The organism is Streptomyces sp. NPDC085931 (assembly GCF_044540565.1).
GTDB lineage: Bacteria > Actinomycetota > Actinomycetes > Streptomycetales > Streptomycetaceae > Streptomyces.
On record NZ_JBITSK010000019.1, the window covers coordinates 117738 to 139550 of the forward strand.

A 21813-nucleotide genomic window follows, 5' to 3' on the forward strand; every position below is an offset into this window, starting at 1 on the left:
CGCTTGCCTGTCGCAGAGTCGGGCGAGGGGCAGCAGAGGACGGGGAGCCCCGCCTCCGGGCGCTGCAAGTGCGCCGTGTGTGCTTCTTTCACGCCCTGCGTGCGCTCCAACACTCCCTGCCTAAGGGCGCCTTGGGGTTCGTACGTTGACCTGTTCGCCTCACGCGGGGCGGCTCCGGAGCGAACTGGGCCGGGTTCGGCATCCGAATCAGAAGGGGTGACACGTGGAAGCCATCGTGCGCCACGCCCGCCGGGAGAAAGTGGCCGCTGAGGCACAGCAGTGGGCCGATGCACTGGTCGACTTCGGGCCCTACAACACGTTGTTGCACTTCAAGGACACCAAGACCGCGTCGCTGGATGTGACCGGGGCGAACCCGCAGGCCCTGACCTCGCTCCTGGCGGGACGCAAAACCCGTCTGGCCGGCCTGTTTCCCGGCGCCGACGACCACGGCCCTGCCTGCACCCGGGTACGGAGCCTGCGCCGCAAAATGGTGGAGCTGGATGAAGAGCAGGGCATCGAGGCCGGGCGCCTGGCTCTTGGTCTGTTGCGTGTCGAGCCGCCACCCACGCGCGGCAATGCGCCGGTGCCGGCGCTGCGGGCCCCGCTGCTGCTTCAGCCTCTGGTCATCCAGCCGCGCACCGCGTCCGAGAACGACTTCGTCCTCGAGACAGCCGGCGAGGCGGAGATCAATCCGGTGCTGCTGTACGCGCTCAGCCGTCAGTACGGCATGGACGGCGACATCGAAGTCCTCGCCGACAAGGTGGCCACCGCACTAGAGGAATCCGCAGACCCGGCCGACCGCATCCCCCTCGCCTACGAAATCCTCAAGGCCGTTCTCGTCCGGAGCAACCTGACAGCCGAACTGGAAGAACGCATCGTGGCGGGCGTCTTCAGCTTCGACCGGCTGCCCATGGTCCAGGACCTGCGCAACGCCACCGACCTGCTGGCCGACCATCCGGTCATCGCCGCCCTGGCCGGCGACCGGGAAGCAAACCGCGCTCTGGCCGAGGACACCGGCATCCGCGCCCCAGCCAGCGCCGACGACATCCCGCCCCGCTCGGAATACCTCGTTCTCGACGCGGACGCCTCCCAGCAGAAAGCCATCAGCGCCGCTCTGGCCGGCTCCCACCTGGTCATCGAAGGACCGCCGGGAACAGGCAAGAGCCAGACCATCGCCAACCTGATCGCCACCTTCTCGGCCCTCGGTAAACGCGTCCTGTTCGTCGCGGAGAAACGCGCCGCGATCGAAGCCGTCACCGACAACCTCGCCACCGTTGACCTGGACGGCCTGGTGTTCGACCTCCACGGCAACAAACTCAGCCGCCGCCAGATCGCCCAGCAACTCCACGACGCACTCGAAAGCGCGGGCCAGCAAGCTCCGCCCCGCCCAGCCGACCTCCACACCGGCCTGGCCCACTACCGCGAGGAAACCCTCCGCCACATACAGGAGTTTCACCAGCCGCTTGATCCCTGGCAGGTGAGCCCGCATCAGGCGATCACCCACCTGATGGGCTGCCCATCACCCCACCACACCCGCTTGCGTCTGCGCGGCTCCGCACTGCGACACCTCTACGGCGAGCATCATCGCCAGATAGAGCAGGACCTGCGGACCTTCGTCGCCAAGAAGGGACTGACCATCCGCCGCGGCGAATCCCCTTGGTCCCACACCCAGGCCCGCACCGAGGACGAACTGCGCGCCGTGGTGGCCGGCCTCGACCAGCTCACCGGCACGGCACTGAGCGACACCCGCCGCACCCTTGCGCACCTGGTGGGCACCGCAGGTCTGCGCCCGGCCGACGACCTTGAGGGATGGCAGGCCCTGCTCACCCTGCTGCAGGACGTCACCGCGACGCTGGCCCGCTTCGAAGCGGCCGTCTTCGCCCCCGGCCTGGACGATCTCATCGCCGCCACCGCGAGCCGCGCCTGGCGCAAGGAGCACGACCGGAACATCAGGTGGTGGAACCGCCGGAAACTGATCAAAAAGGCGCGTGGCCTGACCAAGGACGGTCTGCGTGAACGCCCCGCGCTGCACGCCGCCCTTATCCAGGCGGCCGACCAGCACGCCCGCTGGCAGGCCCTGTCCGTGACCGGCAATGCGATCCCCTGGACCGTTCCCGGACTCAACGGCGCCCTGGCCGCCTTCACCGTTCTGCAGAGCCGTCTGGCGGCGATCGCCCTGTGCGTGCGCTGGGACGGCTGGCAGACTGCTCCCGTCGACGACGTAGACAAAACCCTTCAGCGCCTCGACAGCGACCGCGCCACCCTGCTGCGCATGCCCGAACTCAACCAGCTCACCGACCGCCTCGAAGCAGCCCAACTCGGCGGCCTCCTTGACGAGCTGGCACACACGGACGCCGACCCCGACACGGCGGTGGCCACCTTCGACTACCTGTGGTGGTCATCGGTGCTGGAGGAGGCGCACATGCGCTCCGCCTATCTGCGCTCCTTCACCCGCCTCGAACACGACCACGTTGTCGAGCAGTTCCGCCGCAACGACCTCATCCACCGCGACAGCAACCCCGCCCGGGTCCGCTATGAGGTCGCCGTCCGGCTCCGCAAGGTCCGCGACGCCCACCCCGACCAGAACACCCTGGTACGCACCCAGGCCCGCCGCAAGTCCCGGCACCTGCCGCTGCGCAGGCTCGTCGAGAAGGCCCCTGACGTGCTGCTGGCCGCCAAGCCGTGCTGGGCCATGTCGCCCCTCGTCGTCAGCCGCGTCCTGCCCGCCACCCGCCTGTTCGACGTCGTCATCTTCGACGAGGCCAGTCAGGTCCTGCCGCACGACGCGATGACCTCCATCATGCGCGCCCGGCAGGTCATCGTCGCCGGAGACCCCCACCAACTCCCGCCCACCACTTTCTTCCAGCGCGTCCTCAGCGGTACCCAGGAGCACACCGACGACGACCTCGACGACGATGTACCCCCGCCCGACTACGAGTCCTTGCTGGACATGCTCTGCAGCCGCCTGCCCCACGTCCACACCCTGAAATGGCACTACCGCAGCCACGACGAACGCCTGATCGCCTTCTCCAACCACACCATCTACGACGACCGGCTCGTCACCTTCCCCGGCACCACCCTCACCAGCCCCATCCGCCTGGAGACCGTCGACGGCCACGCCCAGCCCGGCCAGAGCGGTTCCGTCTCCGAGGAAGCCGAACGCGTCGTCGAACTGGCCCTCGACCACGCCACCCACACCCCGCATCTCAGCCTCGGCGTCATCACCATGGGGGAACGCCACGCCGACCGCATCAACCTCGCCCTGCGCCACGCACTTCAAGACCGGCCTGAGCTCCAGGAATTCTTCAGCCCCGACGCCGGACCCCGGCGCCGGTTCTTCACCAAGAACCTCGAACAGGTCCAAGGCGACGAACGCGACGCCATCATCCTCAGCATCGGCTACGGCAAAGCCGCAAACGGCCGGCTCTCCCTGTCCTTCGGCCCGCTCAACAACGACGGCGGAGAGCGCCGCCTGAACGTCGCCATCACCCGCGCCCGCCGCACCATGACCGTCGTCAGCTCCTTCACCCACCACGACTTCGACCCCGGCAAACTCAAAAACACCCGCAACCGCGGCCCCGAACTGCTCCGCGCCTTCCTCGAGTACTGCTCGCACGGAGGCGACCTCCAGCGCACCGGAACCGTACGCACCGACTGGAATCTCAACGGCTTCGAACAGCAGGTCCTCGCCACCCTCGAAGCCGCCAACATCCCCGTCACACCGCAGTGGGGCGTGTCCGGCTACCGCATCGACTTCGCCCTCGGCCACCCCGAACGTCCCGGCCAGATGATCCTCGCCGTCGAAACCGACGGCGAGCGCTACCACAGCGCTCCCAGCGCCCGAGACCGCGACCGCCTGCGCCAGGCGCACCTGGAACGACTCGGCTGGCGCTTCCACCGCATCTGGGCCGCCGACTGGTTCACCAACCCCCACACCGAACTCGACCGCCTCCTTGCCACCTGGCGCGACGCCGTACGACAGGCCGACGAGACGCCCGCCGATCCTGCCCCCACGCCCGGCCCGGCAGCAACCTCACCTCCGGCACCGGCCGCCCGCCGCCCTCGCCCCGCCCTGCCCGCGGCGGACCGTATCGGCGACTACTCCGACGCCGACCTGCTGGCCCTGGCGTCCTGGCTGCTGAGCGACGGGTTCCAACTCGACCGCGACACCCGCATCGCCCAGGCCATCACCGAACTCGGCTTCAAAAAACGCGGCCGCGTCATCGTCGAACGCCTCACCCGCGCCTTCGAACAAGCCCAGCACAGGGCAGACAGGGAGACCCAGCAGTGAAACCTTTCGACCCCCTCACCCTCGAACGCGTCGCCCGGCTCATCGTCGACATCGACGGCCCCTTCGAACGCCGCGGCTACCAGCTCACCCAACTCCTCCAACGCGCCGGCTGGCCCCAGCCCGCCGAATACGACGGCTCACCCCGCATCCCCTGGCTCACCGACATCCTCACCAGCACCGACGATCCAGCCACCGTCAGCCGCCTGCTGTGCCGCATCTGCGACCCACTCGAATACGACGACGGCCTCGCCTCCGCCGACCTCGTCCGCCAGACACTCAACAGCCACCTCGCCGCCGAACAACTCACCATCACCTACGTCTCCGGACGCCCCGTCCTAGGCCAACCCGGCACCGACGGCCACACCACCGTCTTCACAGTCCCCGACGACCTCGAAGCCCGCATACGCCCCCTCGTCAGCAGCGAAGCCTTCCTCCAACAGCTCATGGAACGCGTCACCGAAACCCAGATCTGCGAACAGCACGGCGCCTACGGCCTCACCCTCATCGGCATCGGCAGCTTCGCCGAAGCACTGCTCCTGGACGTCCTCACTCACCGCGACCCCACCCTGCTGCAAGGCTTCCCCATGCCAAATGGCAAGCTCGTGCCTCCGGAACGGACCAGCTTCTCCCTGCTGCTCGACACCGCTCGATCCCGCGGCTGGATCCAGATGGACGCCCACGACTTCATGAAGATCGTCCGCGACTACCGAAACTTCGTCCATTTGCGCCAACAACAAGAACGAGGCGTCACACCCGACCGCGACACCGTCGGCATGTGCTGGGGCCCGGTCCTCGCCGTCCTCAACGACCTCGAGACCAGTCGCTAGCGGTGGGGCTGCGTCGGGTGCACCGCTATGCGCCGAGCGATCAGGCGAATGCGGGGGCCTGGCGAACCCGTTCAGGGGTTACTGGCCTCTTGCTTGCGGCGCCGGCGCAGTTCGCGTTGGGCCTGGGCGATTGGGCCTACGCGCCGTCGTGAAAGGCTGACCAACTATGGAGGCCAGGACGGGAGATGAGCTGATGGGTGACGCGGAATCCACAACTAGCGAGACGGGAATCGGACGTAGCGTCCTTGAGCTCGGCGACGACTACTTCTTCAGTGTGCACGGGCGCGTGGAATTCATTGTTTTTGAGTACCGGGTAGCGTCCCTTGCTTGGCTGCGTGACAGGACCGTGCAGAGCGTCGACTCCGAACTGGCCGAACTACGTGCGACACGCGCGAGCGGTGCTCACAGAGTCCCTGGCTGGGGAGGGGAAAGCGACTTGGTCTTCGACAAGTCGCTGGCGGTCCTGGATGAGGACACGCGGCAGATAGGCGCGGGCATCGTCGTCGTGGCCGTGGCCGCTGCCCTCGAGTCGCTAATGCACCAGATGCTGGACCAGCCCTCCGACAGCCGCCTTCACCGGGCTGGACTTGCGCGGAAGGCCGAGGAGTTGGCTGTCCGGTGGCAGACCGCGATCAACGGCACGGAGTTCCTCGAGGATGTTGCATGGCTTAGGAAGCGACGCAACGCGTTCGCACACCGTCTGATCGACGGCGAGCCCGGCACAATGCCCGAGGAAGCCTTCGACGATGACGTAGCGCATGAGGCGCTGGTGAGGACCAGCACGATCGCTTGGATGCTGGAGGAGGGCTGGGAACAGCACCTCACGAGTTAGAACTGGGGAGGGCTACTGGATGACCCGAATCGGCCCGGCGCCACCTGCAGTCAGCGCGGACCTTGGGGCAACCCGGCTGCTGCTGGAGTTGCCGTGGGAACTGGGCGCCGATGCCTCTCTCACCGCGGATGTCGGGTGCGTTCGTCATGTTCGGCGGCCAGGACGTCGTGCTGGCGGGCGTTGGAGTTGTGCCAGTGCAGGCGCGCGAGTGTGAGCCGACGGACGGTTGGACGTGGCTTGGGGGGAACGGCTGCTGCCGCGCTGGGGTGCGGGCGGTCCGTCAGTGATCGCAGGGACCCCTACGGTAGCCGTATTGATCATCAGCACCCGTGCGCTGGGGGTCCGCTACGGTACGAGCGAGTCTCCGCACAGACCAGATGGGATCTCCGTTGGTGAACAGCACTCATGAGGGTGCGCTGCCTGCTTTCCGGTTGACTGTGTCGGGTGGTGGGACCGGTGGGCACACCTACCCGGCGCTGACCGCCATCCGGGCGCTTCGGGACCGGCTCGCGGGGTCCGGGCGGGTGCTGGAGGTGCTGTGGATCGGTGCAAAGAGCGGGCTGGAGGCCCGGGTTGCTCCCGCCCAAGGGATCCCGTTCACCCCGGTCGCCACGGGCAAGATCCGCCGGTCGTCGAATCCGTTGAAGATGCTGTCGGCCGCCAACGTGCGGGACATGGCTCGGGTGCCGTTGGGCGTGGCGCAGGCACGCAAGGCGATCGCGGCATTCCGTCCGGACGTGGTGCTGGCGACCGGGGGCTATGTGGCCGTTCCGGCCGGGCTCGCGGCGCGGATGTGCGGGCGGCCGCTGGTGCTGCACGAGCAGACGGTGCGGCTGGGCCTGGCCAATCGCAAGCTGGCCGGGTCGGCGACGCGGATCGCGGTCTCCTCGGAATCGACGTTGGAGCTGCTGTCCGAGGAAGCACGCTCCATCGCCGTGTTGACCGGGAATCCGGTACGGCCCGAGGTGCTGAGCGGGCACGGGCAGAAGGCGGTCGAGGCACTGGGTCTGCGAGGTTTCGACCGCCGGCGGCCCACCGTGTACGTCACCGGTGGCGCCCAGGGTGCCCAGCAGATCAACACGGTCGTGGCCGAGGTCCTGCCGTGGTTGCTAGAGCACGCCAACGTCATCCACCAGTGCGGGCCCGACCACGTCGAAGGCCTGCGGCAGCGGGCAGCATCCCTCACAGCCCAGAGCGCAGGCCGCTACTACGTGACCGGATTCATCGGACAGGAACTGCCGGACGTCCTGGCCCTCGCGGACGTGGTGATCTCGCGCAGCGGGGCGGGCACGCTCGCCGAGCTGACCGCACTCGGCAAGGCGGCCGTGTTCATCCCGCTGGCCACCTCGGCAGGCAACGAACAGGCCTACAACGCACGCCACTTGCAAGAGGCCGGGGCCGCGGTCGCCCTGGAGGGCGAGGTGACGGCGCAGCGGGTGCAGGACGCACTGGGGCCGCTCCTTGCCGATGCCCGCCTGCGGCAGACGATGGGGGAGCGGGCCCGCGCGCATGGCCGCCCGGATGCAGCCGACCGACTCGTGGACGTGATCCTGTCAGCCGCTGAGGGATCTACGGCGGGTGCCGGGACACACCGCGCTCGATGACCTCGTGACTGCGCTTGCGAAGCGCAGGCCCCCGGGGGGCTTCCTGCACGTTGGCGGTGACGTGGGTGAGGCAGCCCGCCCATTGCTTGGTGGCCGGGGATAGCCGTTCCGCGGCACCTCAGAGGGGTTGAGGGTGGCGGCCACCCCTAGTCCGCCGTACCCAGCGACCAGGGCGCCTGGCAGGCGCAGCGGCGCCAAGAGCCGGGGTGGGGCAGGTACTCGTCCGCTTCCTCGCCCAGCTCGCCGTGATACGTCCCCCAGGGCGAGCGCTCCGTCCTGCGGAAAGCCGGCGACCGGCGCGGGGACCCCGGCCGAGCCGCGCACAACACCTTCGCGCCGTCACAAGCTTCTCTCATAGCCGTCGGGGCGGCTCCCCTTCTAGTGCCTGATCACATAGCCAATGTCCGTGATTCGTACGCGTTTGGTACGTGATTCGTATGCTTCACGCTACGTTTGAGGCACAGGAGGTAGTTCCATGTCCGAGTTGTTCGACCGGATCGACGCGCTGGTCGCATCCCGGTCTCCACTGCCGCCGCCGACCGAGCGCAAGCGGCTGCGTGCCGCACACGGCCTGACCCTGGACGAGGTGGCGGCCGCGCTGGACGTGCGACGGGCGACCGTCAGCGGCTGGGAGTCGGGCAAGACGGAGCCGCGGCCGCCGGAGCGCGAGGCGTACGCACGGGCCGTGGGCGCGGATCTACCGTCCCGCGCAAGGTTCGGAGCGGGCCTGTGTGCAGCTGTGCGTCCCGTCGTGGAACGCGCTGGACACCCGGCACTGGGGCGAGGCCAGGCAGCTTCCGCCGGCGGAACTCGCGCGCGTGCTGAGCATGTACGCGTCCCGGGTCATGACGCCGCGCGGCTCCACGGCCGTCACCGGCCTGGAGCTGATGACCGCGCTGCACCCGCCGACCCGGGCATCCGAGCCCGACGCCGACGGCAAGCGGCACTCCGAACACAACCCCGGCAGCCTGGGCAAGGACCCGGTGGACTGCGCACCGTGCGAGGCCCCCGACGGGCACCCACTGCTCAAGGGGTTGCCGCGCTTCCACGTGCGCGGTCCCGGGGAGAAGCTGTTCGAGGAGGCGTACGACTGGGCGCGGCCGATGACGGACGCCGAATGCACCTTGCGGCACATGGTCGGCATCGACGTGAACATGGCCTTCGCCGCCGGCGCCAACGGCCTGGTCGTCGGTCTCGGCGCGCCGACGCACGTCAAGGCGCCGGTGTTCGACGCGAAACTGCCCGGCTCGTGGCTGGTCGACCTCTCCCACGTCGACCTCTCCAGGGTGAAGGTCGCCAAGGACAAGTGGGTACAGCTGGATGCGAGTCTGCTGCCCAGCCCCTTTACGCCGAAGGGCGAGCGGCCCGAGGGGCCGGCCTGGTACGCGACGCCGACCGTGGCCTACGCGGTGGAGCTCGGCTACGACGGCAGGTCGATTGAGGCGTACGTCCGCTACGAGAACGGCCGCTACCTGGATGGCTGGTACAACCGGCTTCGCGACGCCTTCCTCGCCACGATGGCCGACCTCGGCGTCGACGCGGACATGGCGCCGGCGGACTTCCTGACGGCGATGGACGGCTACAAGGAACGTGACCCCGAGCTGGCGATCGTCGTCTCGGCGATCAAGGCGACGGTCAAGGGCGGCCTGGGCAAGCTGCGCGAGCGCCCGCGCGGCGAGGGCTGGCGGCAAGGCCAGCCGTGGCGGGCCCTGTCCCGCCCGACCTGGCGGCCGGACATCCGCGCGGCGGTCATCTCCCGCACCCGGATCAACCTGCACCGCAAGATCGTCAAGCATGCGGCGTTCACCGGACAGTACCCGTTGGCGATCCTGTCCGACTGCGTCGTGTACGCGGCCGACGGAACGTCGCCACTGGACTTCCTGCCCTACCGAGACGGCAAGCCGCTGCCCGGCGGCTTCAAGCTCGGCATCAACCCCGGCCTGGTCAAACGAGGGCACCCAGGACGTCCTGTGGGGCGAAGAAGTCCGCGAGCGGTTCAACGCCCCCGAGCTCAACTCGCCCGGTACATCAAGGACGGCACCGTCACCGACGTCGACAACGCAGAGTAGGAGAAGGCGACGATGAGCCTGTTCGGGGACGGCCTGGACGCCGCGGTACAGAAGGCGTTCACCCGCCCAGCGCCCAAGAACGCGGGCCCGCAGATGCGGTACCTGGTCAAACAGCTGGGCGGCACCAAGGCGGTTGCCCAGATGCTGCGGATCTCGCAGCGCACCGCAGAGCGGTACGTGAAGGACCAGATCAAGAAGCCTCGCGCTGACCTCGCCGTGCGCCTAGGTGTGCAGCTGACGGACGCCTATGACAGTGGGTCTTGCGCTTTCTGTTGTAGGCGTTCGTAGGGGGTTTGGCCGGCGAGGGCGCCGTGGGGGCGATGGTAGTTGTAGTAGTCCTCCCACTCCTGCAGTTTGCTGTTGAAGAGGTTGACGTCGTCGATGACCTGGCCCTCCAGCAGGCGGTAGAACTCCTCCGAGTCGATGCGGTGGGATCGCTCGACCTTGCCGTTCAGCCGCGGGGTGCGGGGCTTGATGCGGACGTGTCCGATGCCCTTGTCCAGCAGGTGCCAGTGGAAGGCCTGGCCGAACTCCTGGCCGTTGTCGGTCTGGACCTGATCAACGGCGAACGGGAGCTTGGCCAGGACGTAGTCGATGAACTGGATGGCGGTCTTCTGGTCGTTGCGGGGGTAGGCACGCAGCACTCGCAGGCGGGTGCAGTCGTCGATGGCGGTGTACTGGTAGTAGCGCTTCTTCCGTCCGCTCTGGCCGAGCGGCTCGATGAACTTGACGTCGACCTGCAGCTGGTGGCCCGGCCGCTGCTTCTCGTAGCGCTTCCAGCGGATGGAGCGGCGCTTGTAGCGCTGCGAGGCCGGCAGCCGGTTCAATCCGACCTTCTTCAGGATCCGCCAGACGCCCGACGTGCTGATCGCGACGTCGTGGTAACGCTGCAGATACATGGCGATCTTTGCCGGACCGAAGTGGTACTGCCGGCGCAGCCAGAGGATCTTCTCGACCACGTCGGCCGTCGTGGCATGCGGAGTGTGGTGCGGAGCGCTGGAACGGTCCTTGAGGCCGTCCAAGCCCTCAGCTTCGTAGCGTCGGCGCCAGGTGTAGAAGCACTGGCGGCTGATGCCGTAGTAGCGGCAGGTGGCGGCGATGTTGCCGCTCACCTCTTCCGCGTGACGCAGCACTGCGAGCCGATGGCGGGCGCGTCTTGCGAGCTCGCGTTCAGTCATGGGGGTCTCCTAGGGTCTGTCGTCAAATGATCTTCGATTGGGGATCATGGTCGGGTGATACGTCGCCATGAACTGTCCGATGCGGAATGGGCCTTCGTGCAGCCGTTGCTGCCCCGGTCCCAGCGGGGCCGCAGGCGGCTGGACGACCGGACGGTCCTCAACGGGATCGTGTGGAAGTTCCGGACCGGCACGGCCTGGCGGGACGTGCCCGAGCGGTACGGCTCCTGGGCCACGCTGCACACCCGCTTCCGCCGGTGGGCACGGCATCTCGGCAATCCAGGCGCTCAAGGTGGTGCACGGGATGCGTGACCCCGCAGACGGTCTCCTGCGCAAGACGCTTACGACGGTCCTGGGCGCCTGGGGCTCGGACCCGACCAGCTGGGACGGCATGATGCTGCGGGCGGTCGCCATCGTGATCCACCGTAACTGGGACACGATCGACCTGCCCTCCCTGTCGCTGACCCTCAAGCAGGAGCCAGTCGGCGTATGGAAGGATTCCGCGATCAAGGACACGGTCAGCGGCGGCGGCTCGCAGTCCCGCTCGATCCCGCTCGCGAACAACATCGCGTACGAGTACACCGTCGCGTTCGGCCCGAAGCATGGGCCGGCCTTTGGTCCGCCGAAGCGCCGGAAGACCAAGACGGTCACCGTCGCCGCGTGAGCTACGGTGCGTGGAAGAGACGCGACAAGGCCGCCCCTCACCCGGTCCGGGTTGAGGGGCGGCCTTGTCGTGGTGATCAGGCGTCGGGATCTTGCCGGAAGCAGTCGGGGGCGAGGTGCCGGAGCCAGTCATCTTCCTCGGTGACCGGTTCGAGAAAGATGTGCAGGTTGTCATCGAAGACGCCGTGGTGGTCGTAGCTGAACCAGGAGTCCACCACCCTGTAGCAGTCGCCGCGAAGGAGCACCCCATTCCGACGGGAAGGTTCAGCAGGCCGTGCTCCTGCATGGACAGCACACCTGAGTCGTTCGCTTCATGAAAGTACGTCGGCCACTGGTAGACGCCGGGAATATCGGCCATCTGATCCCTCCCCATGATCATGTGACGCTCGACGCACTCTTACGGGTAGATCATGCCTTGGGTTCAGCCTTCACTATCTGCGCGGGTGGACCGAGCGAACCGCCCATGAGGGCCACGGTCCGGCTCGCGCACCGAACCATGCCGGGGCACGCTGGGAGGCGTGAGCAGCGTGCCGATCGTCGTGCACCGGCCCTCCACCTCGGGCGGCCGGAGAGTCACCGTGCACAGACACGGGCAGGACGAGATTCTCGGCACCGCGTACAGCGACCACGACCTGGTCGTGTTCCTCGAGGGCGCTGGCGTCTCCGACCCGGAGGCCATCCTGGACGACCCGCGGTGGGTGGAGTGGCGCGGCGGCCCCGCCCACGAGTTCAGCGCTGCCTGACGTCCGTGCCACGGGGTCGGGCAGCAGGGTCCTGCCCGACCCTGCAGGTCAGGCGATCAGGCTGTGCAGCCCTACCGTGCAGCCCCCGGCCGCGATGACACCGGCGAGGACCGCCTTGGGATAGGACTTTTCGGCGAAGAAGGTCAGCACACCGATGCCGATGCCGCTGACGACGGCTATGAAAAGGATCAGCGTGGTGCGCTGCGACAAGAGCGCCGGCTTCCCGGCGGGGGTGGGGTCGGGCGTGCCGGGCGGATCAGGATGCGCGGACGCGGGGGAGTGCGGGTCCCGAGACATCGGGAGTCTCCTACGAGGCGGAGGAACAGAGACGGCGGACACCTGTGGTGGTGTCGTCCGCGTGGGGGTGGTGCGCGCCTCGCGGTCGGCGGTCCTGCTGTGGCTCTCTGCAGAAGAGCGTCCCTGTGGGGTCTCGGCCCGGCCCAGGGTGGGCGTGTTCAGCGTAGCGGCGATCGGCGCGGGTGTTGCCCTGGGTGTCTGGCGGCTGGTCACGGTACTGCCTCCGGCGTGAGTTCGACTTTGCGGGCGGGACATTGACAGGGCTCAGGCGCTTGCGTCTCGTCCTCCTCGGGCACGGCTGTGTCATCTCGGAAGGCCGGAAGCCGGGACCCGGACAGCAGCGGCCGGGAGAAAAGATTCCGGGGCACGACGAAGGCCCGGACGCCGGGTCCGGGCCTTGCTCTGTCGAGATGGGCCTAGCGTGTCGAGTTCCAGTAGGGGAGTCGGTGACCTTCCGTTTACTCGTGTTCCTGCCGGGAGCGGTTGGCGACCCAGCCCGGGTCTCGTGCGGGCGTCGGCGCCTGCGTCTCGGTGGCCGGGGCACGCATGACGCGCCAGTTGGTGCGCGTCGCGGTGACGGCGTGGGCCAGGACGACGACGGCCTGCCGCACGGCTCTGCCCCGGGCCCACGCTCCGGTGAAGTGGACCTGATCGGCCGCCCAGTCGCCCAGGCGCCGTCGCGGACACAGCCGTCCGAGCAGATAGCCGGCCGCGAGCGCGGCGGCCGCGGTGACGACGACGTCCATCACGACCACCGCATGCCGATCGCGGACAGCAGCTCGATCCGCTCCGGGGACAGCGTCGCTGCCCTGCTCCGCTGGTTCCCGATCCAGGCCCCCAGCCGAAGCTCGCGAACCTCCTGGCCCTCGCCGCTGCCGCCGCTCCCATCGCCGCCAACGACGATCCGCTCGACGTGCTTCCTCGGCACCCGCAGGTGCCCCTCGCGCTCGTAGTACTGCTTGGCGGCCTCGTAGTTCATGGCCCATTTGTCGGCCTGGCTGCGGCGCGGGGGCGGTCTCTCGTCTTCGCCGGCGGGTTCGATGCCGAGGACCTGCTCGCACATCCACTGCTGCCCGGTGGTGAGTTTGTTCCAGTCGAGCCGGACCGACCGGACCCACCGTCCGAGGTCCTCGCCCTGGTGCACGACCTCGCCTGGCTCCAGGGGCAGCGTGCCGCCGGCTTCCAGGTGGAGCCGGAGGAGGTGGAAGGCGCGTTGCCACTCCACGGGCCAGGCGGGGCACCATGAGGGGTCGATGTCCTCGAGCTGCTCGCGCCGCTCGTCCGACAGCGCCCCGGCCGCCGACTTCACAGGCAGGCCCTCGGCGCACCGCTGTGCGATCTCCTGCGCCTTCCGGGCGGCAGCCCGCGCGTTCTTCAGCCAGATGCCCACCTTGTAGCCCTGGTAGGTGGCGTTGAGCGGGGCCAGGAGGTGGCCCGCCTCGGCCGCCCACCCGCGCGCTGCCGCGAGGCCTTCCTCCCACGCGACGTCGTAGTGCGACCACACCATGCCGAGGCGATCCAACTGCTCGACACGCTCTTCGTCAAGCGTCCCGCGGGCGTAGAAGCGCCGGTTGTCGGCGATCCACTGACCGAGTGGGAAGTTCGCGAGCGAGGCCGGCCATCCCTCACCTTCGGCCTCCTGGTCGTTGCGGCCGGGTACGCGGTACGTGAACGGCACCTTCAGGTTGCCGTGGAGCCGGTTGTAGAGGGCGGCGGCTTCGATGCCGCGCCGCCAGTGTTCGTGCTCGGGGTTGAGGACGCGCAGGTTGATGAAGGCGGCCAGCTGCGCCGGGTCGCGCGGCGTGGAGAACTTCAGCAGCTGCCGGGCAGGCTTCGACGGCTCGCCGGATCCGTCCCCGTCGCCCCGGCTCTCCTGGTCCCCGCTGCGGCTCTGAACGCCCCTGACACGGCTTGGCGCCTGCTGCTGGGCGAGCTGCTCTACCACGCGGGCGTCGTGTGCCCTGAGCGCTTCCAGCAGCTTGGCCAACCCGCCGAACGCTCGGCTGGTGAGCATGCTGTCGGCCGTCTCGCCCGGCCCCAGCAGGACCGGCACCACCAGGGAGGCGACTTTTCCCTCGCCGGGCTGCATGCGCAGCGCGCGGCCCACGGCTTGGACGAGGTCGGGCATTGAGCCGCGTACGTCGGCAAAGTAGACGGAGTCGCAGTTTTTGGTGTCGACGCCCTCGCCGAGGACCTTCACCGAGCCGAGGAAGCCCTTCTCCACGACGGTGCCGTCTGCGGTGATGCCGTCGGCGAACTCGTTGAGGATCCGACGCCGGTGACCCGGCTTGTGATCCCCGCACAGCCAGTTGGCCCAGACCGTCTTCGGGTACAGCCCGGGATCCTCGGCGTGCAGCTTGGCGGCGACATCCGGAAGGCCGGCTGCGAACGCCTCGGCCTCCTTCACCATGTGGTGGAAGACGAGCGTGCGCCGGAAACCCTCCTCGGCCGACGCCTTCACCAGTGCGGTCTGCAGAGCCGCAAGCCGCGCCCCACGCACCTGGTCCGAGCGGCCCTCCACGCCCAGGAGTTGCGCGGCCTGGAGCTGGGTGTCGGTGATGTCCACGCACACCACCTGGTACGGCGCGCAGATGCCCCTATCGATCGCCTCCGAGAGCGTGAGGGTGTACGCCCTGCTGCCGAAGGGGCTGTCGGGATCGTCTTCCATGCTTGCCACCAGCTCACCGGGCGCACCTTCTGCGTCCTCGTCGAGCTGCCACAGCCGCGGCGTGGCAGTCATGTAGAGGCGGCGCAGGGCGGGGATGCGGGTGTTGTCGTGGACGACCGTCCACGGCTTACCGATCCGCCCCGACGTCCGGTGCGCCTCATCGACCACGATTAGGTCCCACCCGGTAAGGCCGGCGGCGTGTGCGCGCTCCAGTGTGCCCAGCCCCAGCGAGGCGTAGGTGGCGAACACAGTGATCTTGTCGAAGGGTTGCGCCCAGGAGACCAGCTCGTCCGCGTCCGTGGTGTTGGGGAAGGACACGTCATCCCCGCGCAGGGAGGAGACCCCGATCATTGGCCCGCCGCGGCCGCTTTGGCGCCAGGCGGTCTCGGTCTGGGCGAGTAGGTCCAGCGTGGGCACGAGAACGAGCACTCGGCCGGCGTGAAGCGCTTCGGCGGTGCGGGCGGCGACGAGGGTCTTGCCCGATCCTGTCGCCATGACCACCTGGGTGCGCAGCCCTTGTGTGGGTGTGAGCGCTCGGGCGGGCAGTTCGAGGGCCCTGAGGATTGCGTCGACGGCTTCTCGCTGGTGGGGGCGTAGTTCCACGCTGGCTCTTCCCGTTGCTGTCAGGCCATGGACGGCCTGCGTCTAGGTGGCGTTGTAGGCCAGTTCGGCCAGCAGAAGGGCGTCGGCCAGACTTGCTTCGTCGGTGAGGTCGACGCTGACGCGGTACTCCCGGTGCCCGGTGGTGAGGGTCCGGGCGGACTTGATGCCGAGCTCGTCGAGCTGCTGCTGGTTGTAATTGAGCCTGAGGTTGATGGTGCTGTACTCGGCGTAGACGTAGGCGAAGCCACCGAACTGGGATCCCTGCCGGCGCAGGCGCAGGTAACGGCTGTAGTCCAGGGGAGCGTCGGGCAGTGCGTTCTTGCGCTTGATTCCGTAGACGCCGACGTTGTCCCACCGGGTCGTCTCCTCGAGGAACCGGATGAACAGGCCGGGAGCCGGGCTGCGGCCCAGCAGCTGACGCACCGTTTCCTGTCCCTCGTCGGCCACTCCTGGAATCCGGACCGGCAGCGTCCCACCGTCCGGGCTGTCTTCGGTGGCCACCGGCACGGGTCCGCGGTGCTGGTCTGTCAGCCTTTTCAGTACGTGCGAGGCGTCCAGTTCCTGAGGGGTTCCCTCGAACTGGAACACGGTCACCTTCATCAAGTCCCCCTCATGTCGAGGGCCCGACACTACCATCAACTATGCATAGCTAGATTCAACTCATCATAGTTCGCTGGGTGTTCCTCAGATGGACGTAGAGCTCAAGGTCCAAGACGTCCCTGTGCCTGTTCCGGTCAGGGCTCCGGGCCCGGCCCGGAGGCCTACCGTCGGCGGCCGGTCCCACGCCGGGGCGCTTTCGCGTTTCTATGGCTGGCCGGTTGACGGCTGTGCGGGGATGGGGCTGGCGAGGAAGTGGTGGGTGTTGGGGTCGGTGGTGTGGACGCGAGTGGCGTGGGTGCCGCGGGTGAGCAGGACGCGGTAGGTGTTGAGGGCGTAGGGCAGGTACTGAACGGGGGTGAGGTGGCGGAAGGCTTCGTCGTCGCTGCGGTGCGGGTGGGCTGTCCAGTCGTCTGTCCAGGTGAGGCCGGGGCTGGCTTTGTTCACGAGTCTCGACAGCGGTTGTACATCCTCCCGGGAGGCACTCGGATCGGGACGAGGCCGATGTCCATGGGAACGGGCAGCACCTCATCGCACCTGCCGCACCTTCAGTCCAGGGCTTCACCTCATCGAACCGTCGTCGGCCGTATCTGGGCTTCCCCACCGATTCCAGAGTCTGTGGTGCCATTCGTCGGCGTCCGGACCAGGTGGCTGTACTACAGGGACCGGGCCGGGGCCGGTCTCGATGAGGTGCAGCAGCGTCCAGGCGACGCCATAACAGTCATCGGGGCCGAAGCAGCGGGCCAGGGCCTGTGCTTCGTCGGCCGTGACAGGTTTGGAGATGGCTTCGAGTGGCTTGACGCGCCGGTCGATCTCGTCCTCATCGGCGTCCCAGTCGGGTAGTGGGCCGCCAGCAACGAAGGCTTGGACTTCGGGTCTCATCTGCGAATGATCCGCTGCTGTGACCGGGCCGAGCAAGGCCGTTCGTGGCGCCGGCACGAAGGTCCAGTGCTGTCGGAAGTGGTAAACAATCCAGTTCGACTCTGGCGGCCAGGGGCCTCCCGAACCAACGTCGAAGTGCTGTCCCTTTACATGGACAAAGCCACGGGGCCGATGATTACGCCGGCGTGGTGGTATTCGAGTCCTTGGGCGGTGTGGATGCAGCCGATCTGTTGGTGGCCGCCACCGGTGTGGCTGGCCCAGAGCTGGCTGTGGGGGGCGATGGGGCGGTCGGTGAGGGAGGTGGCGGCGTTCCAAGCGGCGCGCCAGGTTTGGGCCGGTGCCGCCGGCTCTGCGGGCATGTCGATACCGATGTCGAGGGGGAGGGTGGTGGCGTCGCGTGGGCGGGTGCGGGTCCAGGGCCAGCAGAACTCGGCGGCGGTGCGGGCGGTGTGGCCGGCGGCGGTGGCCTGTGCGATCCACTGCTGGAGCTGGAACGGGGCGTCGCGAGGGCGAGTTCGTAGTCGGCGTGTCCGGTCCATGGTTGTGGTGTGCCGTAGAGGAGGGCGTCGACCCAGGCGGTGTAGGCGGCTGAGCCGCTGCACCGAATGATCCGGTGAGTTCCAGGTGGTGGTGGGTGCGGCCCAGTGCGTGGGCGGTGTTGCGGATCTCGTCGACGGTGGTGCCTTCGTCGGGGCGGATGATCTGGCGTTCGTCGAGGAAGACGACGGCATGGGGGACGTGTTCCAGCACGGTGGCCAGGTCGGTCGGCAGGCCAGGGCCGGTGCGTTTGATCCGCTGGGCCTCGTCGATGATGCGCCCGCCTGGCGAGCGGTGCTGCGCAGGGCACTGGCGGCGGGGAACAGCTCGCGGGCCGCGCCGTGCGCGCGGACGGCGTCGTGGAGGTGGGCGCGCAAAGTCCCGGAGGGCGTGATGAAACGGGGGCGGGCGGTGGGGTGGGCGCGCATGAGACGCCCGAGCAGACGCACGGCGAGGGCGGTCTTCCCGCTGCCCGGCCCGCCGCTCACCGTGATGACCGCGCCCGCACCTTCGGGGGCGCAGGCCTGACCGGGCGAGGGCAGACACCGGGGCAGCGGCCCGGCGGATCCGGACGAACGCATCCTGCTGGTCTCCCACCAGGGCGAACCCGTGGTTGCCCTCCAAGTCGGCGCCCACGTGGTCGAGGAGACGGCTTGAGGGCTGCCAGCGAATGCCCTCGAACTCCCTCACCTGCCCGGCGCTCGGCGCGGCCAGGTCCCCGCAGCACAGCAGCCGCGCCAGTTCACCGCCTGGCCGCACCAGGTCTTCGGCGATCAGGACCGGGACACCGACGTCCTCGCCGACACCCGCCGCCAGCGCGGCCCCTGCCGCAGCGGTGGCATTGTGCAGCACCACCGCCGCGCGCACGTCCAACGGCGCGCCGTCGGGACGCCAGTGCTCGAGGAAACTGCGGTACGCGGCGACCTGATGGATCGGATGCGCTGTCACCAGGCCGTCACCGCCATGACGAGCACCGCGGCGGTCAGTCGCTGCCGCATCCCCCCACCAAGGCCCACGGTCCCTCCCACTTGCCCGTTCGAGATGGGATCAAGGTCCCGCAACCGGGCCACAGTTATCACACATGGGGTACGGCGGCTTTGTGTGGCACGTGCCGGCTCGTGTGGCAGAGCGGGCCCGGATCGCTCCGCGGCGCGGGCCTGGCCGGTGTTGAGGTGCGCCGCGCGACGCTCACAAGGCCTTGCCCCTGGCTGCCGGCGTTGTCCACAGCCGCACGGTCCCGTCCTGGCTGCCGGTGGCTATGAGGCTGCCGTCCGGCGTGAAGGCCACACCGTTGACGTCGCCATGGTGGCCGGTGAGCGGTCTGGCCGCGGGGTGGCGAGTGACCGTGTCCCACAGCCGGACCGTCCCCTCGGCGCTCGTGGTGGCGAGCAGGGAGTTGTCCGGCGAGAAGGCCAGTGCCCAGACGTGCGGTTCGGAGCCGAAGGGTTCACCGATGAGCTGACGGGTGACCGGGTTCCATAACCGTACCGTTCGATGCGCGTTGACCTGCGAGGTGCCAGTGGCTAGCAGCTTGCCGTCAGGTGAGAACCCCACAGCCCAGACCCCGCCCTGATGGCCAGTGAGGGGCGCACCAACGGGCTGGCGCGTCGCCGTGTCCCACAGCCGGACCGTCCCGTCGGCACCACCGGTGGCGATGAGGGTGTCGTCGTGTGAAAACGACACAGTGAAGACAGCGCCTTGATGACCGATGAGGGGACGACCGACGGGTTGGCGGCTGGCCGTGTCCCACAGCCGGACTATCCCGTCATCGCTGCTGGTTGCGAGCAGGGTGCCGTCACGCGAGAACGTCAGGCTCTTGACCTCATCTGGATGACCGAGGGGTTCGCTGGAGAGCTGGCTGGTGGTGGTATCCCACAGTCGCACCATTTTGTCGGTACCGCCGGTGGCGAGGAGAGAGCCGTCGTGCGAGAACGCGACAGCGCAGATTCTGCCTTGGTGGCCAATGAGGGGATGGCCGACCGCTAGACGGGTGACCGTGTGCCACAGCTGGGCGCTCCCATGCGAGCCACCGGTAGCGAGCAGAGCTCCGTCAGGCGAGAACGCGACGGCGAAGACGGAGGTTCCGGTCAAGAGGGCAGGTAGTGCCAGTGACACGTCCTCCTGAAGAATCCGTGCTACGGCGCGCTCCGCAATCGTCTCGGCGCGCTCGTCGCGCGGCTCAAGCCGCTGCCGGAGCCCGTCTGTCCCGTTGTCACGGTCACGTGCGCGCCGACGCAGCGGTCTGGCCTCGGCGACAGCCACCCAACGGTCGTGCCACTCGTCGAGTTCGGGAGCGCCGTTGGCCGGCGGGTCACGTTCCTCGCCGTACCGGTTCCAGGACATAAGGGTGCGTACGAGCCACAGCAGTCGGTCACGGCCTACGTAGTTGCCGGAGAACAGACTACTTACTGTGGACGGGGGCAAGGACGCCTTTTCGTCGGCGAACAGCGCTGCTGCTCGCTTCGCGATCCGTCGATACGACGGACTGCCCGCCTGCACCCTCAGCGCGTTCAGCTCAGCAGCTTGTTCCCGCAGCATTTCCTCGAAGGTGCGTGTACCGATCTGTGCCTTGTTCTGCTGCGCCATCGCCGCCCCACCCTCTGTGCTGTGATCTGCCAGGTTAAGACGCACGGCAGGCGCCGCATCGAACTTCGCGGAACATGCCTGAACAAGTTCGGGTACGTGCACTCGTACCGCCGTACAGCCAGCCGTTCAACGTCGGCGGCCTGCTGAACGGGCTCCTCCGAGGTTGTTCGACCAGCGCAGATGAGGGCCCGGCCCAGTTCACAGTGGAGACATGACCACACCTCAGGATTCGCAGCCGTTCCTGTCGCTGCACACCGCCGTCGTCCTGCTCATCGCGTTCGTCATCGGCGTCGTCATGGGCGTTCTCACCAGGCTCGCCGGCACTTCGGCTGCCGGCGCTGTCACTGTCGGACTCACTGGCTTCGGCGCCAGCATCCCCGTCCTGCGGACTCTGATCCGATGAGCGGGTTGCATCGGGACTGTGTCGGGAAAAGGTGCCGGTCAGGTGCAGCCGTCACATGCCGATCGGTGTCGGGCCGCCAGGTGGACGGCCTTGCGGGGGCGGCTTCTGCAGCGCGCGGCGCACTTGCTGCTCCAGCAGGTTCATGTCGGCGCCGTCGTCCGGCCGGACAATGCCGTCGGGGGCGCCGGGCCTGCGGCTGGCCTCGACCAGGTCGGTGATGCGCCAGTCTGGGCGGAAGCTGTCGCCGCGGGCGGACTCGGCCTCAGCGATGGCGTGGGCGCATCCGCTGGTGGATGCCCGACGGCTGCCACGACAACTAGCCGGGCCCGCCGCTGCTGTGCGTCTTCTGCCGGGTCGGCTTGCGCAACCTGGGCACTGTCATGGCGCAGCTGGCGGGGCTGACCTTGCGGTACTGGCAGGTTAATTGGCGTCGCAGCCGATGCCGTCGCCGTCTCGGTCGAGGCGGTGGGGGTCGTCGGGCCCGGCCCAGACGGGGCCCGACAGGTCCGAACAGTCCACATCAGGGACACCAGCGGGAGGCCCGTCTGGGAGATCTGGGTGTGCCGGGGTGTCTGGGGCGGGGGAGTCCGGCGAGTTGGGGGGAGTGCTGGAGGTGTCCGGCAGCTCGGGGCAGAAGGTCCACAGGCCGGCTCCGGTCTGCTGGGCGTGGTCTTCAGCGTTAGTGATCTTGCTCCAGTGCTTGTCGTTGGGTGGTTAGAGAACCGCTTCGGCGTGACCACTGCGAACGAGGCTCTCGTTTACGAACATGCCCTGTTCATTCCATACGTACAGCAGGTACCGGTCATAGCGGTCGGTGAGTCCGACGTCGCGTTCGGCCCGGAGACGGTTGCCCGGCGGCAGGAGCCTGGTTGTGCGGGCGGTGGCCTTGTCGGCGAAGCAGGCGCCGCGCTCCGGAGTGTCGATCTGCAGAAGTCGTACTCGGGCGACGGTGTCTTTGGGCAGGATCCGGCCGTCGCCGCGCACCTCGAGGGTGTCACCGTCGATGATGCGGAGCACCACTCCGTCCGCTGGAGCT

At 68.4% G+C, this 21813-nt stretch carries 21 protein-coding genes and 2 pseudogenes; 12 read left to right on the plus strand and 11 right to left on the minus strand.

The features are described 5' to 3' along the window. The first annotated feature begins 223 nt into the window (after positions 1-223). The 7 genes and pseudogenes from ACIGAN_RS31875 to ACIGAN_RS31905 form a co-directional block, all read left to right on the plus strand. Entirely contained in the window at positions 224-4291 is a 4068-nt protein-coding gene (locus ACIGAN_RS31875) for an AAA domain-containing protein (protein WP_399862794.1), read from the plus strand. Beyond that, entirely contained in the window at positions 4288-5118 is an 831-nt protein-coding gene (locus ACIGAN_RS31880; RefSeq protein ID WP_399862795.1) for a hypothetical protein, read from the plus strand. The genes ACIGAN_RS31875 and ACIGAN_RS31880 overlap by 4 nt, the downstream gene beginning before the upstream one ends. Before the next feature lie 166 nt (positions 5119-5284). Beyond that, on the plus strand, positions 5285-5950 hold the full coding sequence (locus ACIGAN_RS31885) for a hypothetical protein (RefSeq protein ID WP_399862796.1): 666 nt from the start codon (positions 5285-5287) through the stop codon (positions 5948-5950). A gap of 377 nt (positions 5951-6327) precedes the next feature. Beyond that, positions 6328-7554: a UDP-N-acetylglucosamine--N-acetylmuramyl-(pentapeptide) pyrophosphoryl-undecaprenol N-acetylglucosamine transferase gene (locus tag ACIGAN_RS31890; protein WP_399862798.1), complete on the plus strand. Its 1227-nt coding sequence runs from the start codon at positions 6328-6330 to the stop codon at positions 7552-7554. Positions 7555-8029: 475 nt separating this feature from the next. Further along, positions 8030-8209 (plus strand): annotated as a pseudogene (locus tag ACIGAN_RS31895) (helix-turn-helix transcriptional regulator); the annotation flags it as partial. Between the two features lie 40 nt (positions 8210-8249). Continuing rightward, positions 8250-9623 (plus strand): telomere-associated protein Tap, encoded by a 1374-nt coding sequence (gene tap / locus ACIGAN_RS31900; RefSeq protein ID WP_399862842.1) that lies wholly within the window; start codon positions 8250-8252, stop codon positions 9621-9623. Between the two features lie 12 nt (positions 9624-9635). Further along, positions 9636-9848: pseudogene (locus ACIGAN_RS31905) on the plus strand (XRE family transcriptional regulator); the annotation flags it as partial. Between the two features lie 20 nt (positions 9849-9868). On the opposite strand, the gene ACIGAN_RS31910 reads toward ACIGAN_RS31905, so the two are convergent. Then, a complete protein-coding gene (locus tag ACIGAN_RS31910; RefSeq protein WP_399862800.1) occupies positions 9869-10801 on the minus strand; it encodes an IS481 family transposase in 933 nt (310 codons plus the stop codon). A gap of 54 nt (positions 10802-10855) precedes the next feature. Between ACIGAN_RS31910 and ACIGAN_RS31915 the strand changes: the two genes are divergently transcribed. Then, positions 10856-11110 carry a transposase gene (locus ACIGAN_RS31915; protein ID WP_399862802.1) on the plus strand — a complete coding sequence of 85 codons (255 nt, stop codon included), beginning with the start codon at positions 10856-10858 and terminating at the stop codon, positions 11108-11110. Then, entirely contained in the window at positions 11103-11462 is a 360-nt protein-coding gene (locus ACIGAN_RS31920; protein ID WP_399862804.1) for a hypothetical protein, read from the plus strand. The genes ACIGAN_RS31915 and ACIGAN_RS31920 overlap by 8 nt, the downstream gene beginning before the upstream one ends. 76 nt (positions 11463-11538) lie before the next feature. Here ACIGAN_RS31920 and ACIGAN_RS31925 read toward each other — a convergent pair whose 3' ends face one another. Beyond that, a complete protein-coding gene (locus ACIGAN_RS31925; RefSeq protein ID WP_399862806.1) occupies positions 11539-11676 on the minus strand; it encodes a hypothetical protein in 138 nt (45 codons plus the stop codon). Between the two features lie 303 nt (positions 11677-11979). On the opposite strand from ACIGAN_RS31925, the gene ACIGAN_RS31930 reads away from it, so the two are divergent. After that, positions 11980-12204 carry a hypothetical protein gene (locus tag ACIGAN_RS31930; RefSeq protein WP_399862808.1) on the plus strand — a complete coding sequence of 75 codons (225 nt, stop codon included), beginning with the start codon at positions 11980-11982 and terminating at the stop codon, positions 12202-12204. A gap of 48 nt (positions 12205-12252) precedes the next feature. On the opposite strand, the gene ACIGAN_RS31935 is transcribed toward ACIGAN_RS31930, so the two are convergent. From ACIGAN_RS31935 to ACIGAN_RS31965, 7 genes are all read right to left on the minus strand, one after another. Next, complete coding sequence (locus ACIGAN_RS31935; protein ID WP_399862810.1) at positions 12253-12501, minus strand: hypothetical protein; 249 nt, start codon at positions 12499-12501, stop codon at positions 12253-12255. A 458-nt stretch (positions 12502-12959) separates the two neighbouring features. Next, positions 12960-13247, minus strand: coding sequence for a hypothetical protein (locus tag ACIGAN_RS31940; RefSeq protein WP_399862812.1), 288 nt, complete (start codon positions 13245-13247; stop codon positions 12960-12962). Further along, complete coding sequence (locus tag ACIGAN_RS31945) at positions 13247-15772, minus strand: DEAD/DEAH box helicase (protein WP_399862814.1); 2526 nt, start codon at positions 15770-15772, stop codon at positions 13247-13249. Before ACIGAN_RS31945 ends, ACIGAN_RS31940 begins: the two co-directional genes overlap by 1 nt. A 42-nt stretch (positions 15773-15814) precedes the next feature. Continuing rightward, positions 15815-16372: a hypothetical protein gene (locus ACIGAN_RS31950; protein WP_399862816.1), complete on the minus strand. Its 558-nt coding sequence runs from the start codon at positions 16370-16372 to the stop codon at positions 15815-15817. Positions 16373-16576: 204 nt separating this feature from the next. Continuing rightward, positions 16577-16816, minus strand: a complete 240-nt coding sequence (locus tag ACIGAN_RS31955) for a hypothetical protein (protein ID WP_399862818.1) — start codon at positions 16814-16816, stop codon at positions 16577-16579. Positions 16817-16930: 114 nt separating this feature from the next. Next, positions 16931-17251 carry a hypothetical protein gene (locus ACIGAN_RS31960; RefSeq protein ID WP_399862820.1) on the minus strand — a complete coding sequence of 107 codons (321 nt, stop codon included), beginning with the start codon at positions 17249-17251 and terminating at the stop codon, positions 16931-16933. Between the two features lie 146 nt (positions 17252-17397). Continuing rightward, positions 17398-17790 (minus strand): DNA/RNA helicase domain-containing protein, encoded by a 393-nt coding sequence (locus ACIGAN_RS31965; RefSeq protein ID WP_399862822.1) that lies wholly within the window; start codon positions 17788-17790, stop codon positions 17398-17400. 109 nt (positions 17791-17899) lie between these two features. Between ACIGAN_RS31965 and ACIGAN_RS31970 the strand changes: the two genes are divergently transcribed. Beyond that, positions 17900-18316, plus strand: coding sequence for a hypothetical protein (locus ACIGAN_RS31970; RefSeq protein ID WP_399862824.1), 417 nt, complete (start codon positions 17900-17902; stop codon positions 18314-18316). A 660-nt stretch (positions 18317-18976) separates the two neighbouring features. Here ACIGAN_RS31970 and ACIGAN_RS31975 read toward each other — a convergent pair. Next, positions 18977-20374, minus strand: a complete 1398-nt coding sequence (locus tag ACIGAN_RS31975) for a WD40 repeat domain-containing protein (protein ID WP_399862826.1) — start codon at positions 20372-20374, stop codon at positions 18977-18979. Between the two features lie 211 nt (positions 20375-20585). On the opposite strand from ACIGAN_RS31975, the gene ACIGAN_RS31980 reads away from it, so the two are divergent. Continuing rightward, positions 20586-20777 carry a hypothetical protein gene (locus ACIGAN_RS31980; protein ID WP_399862827.1) on the plus strand — a complete coding sequence of 64 codons (192 nt, stop codon included), beginning with the start codon at positions 20586-20588 and terminating at the stop codon, positions 20775-20777. 714 nt (positions 20778-21491) lie between these two features. Here the strand turns inward: ACIGAN_RS31980 and ACIGAN_RS31985 are convergent. Further along, positions 21492-21794, minus strand: a complete 303-nt coding sequence (locus ACIGAN_RS31985) for a thermonuclease family protein (protein WP_399862829.1) — start codon at positions 21792-21794, stop codon at positions 21492-21494. Between the last annotated feature and the right edge of the window lie 19 nt (positions 21795-21813).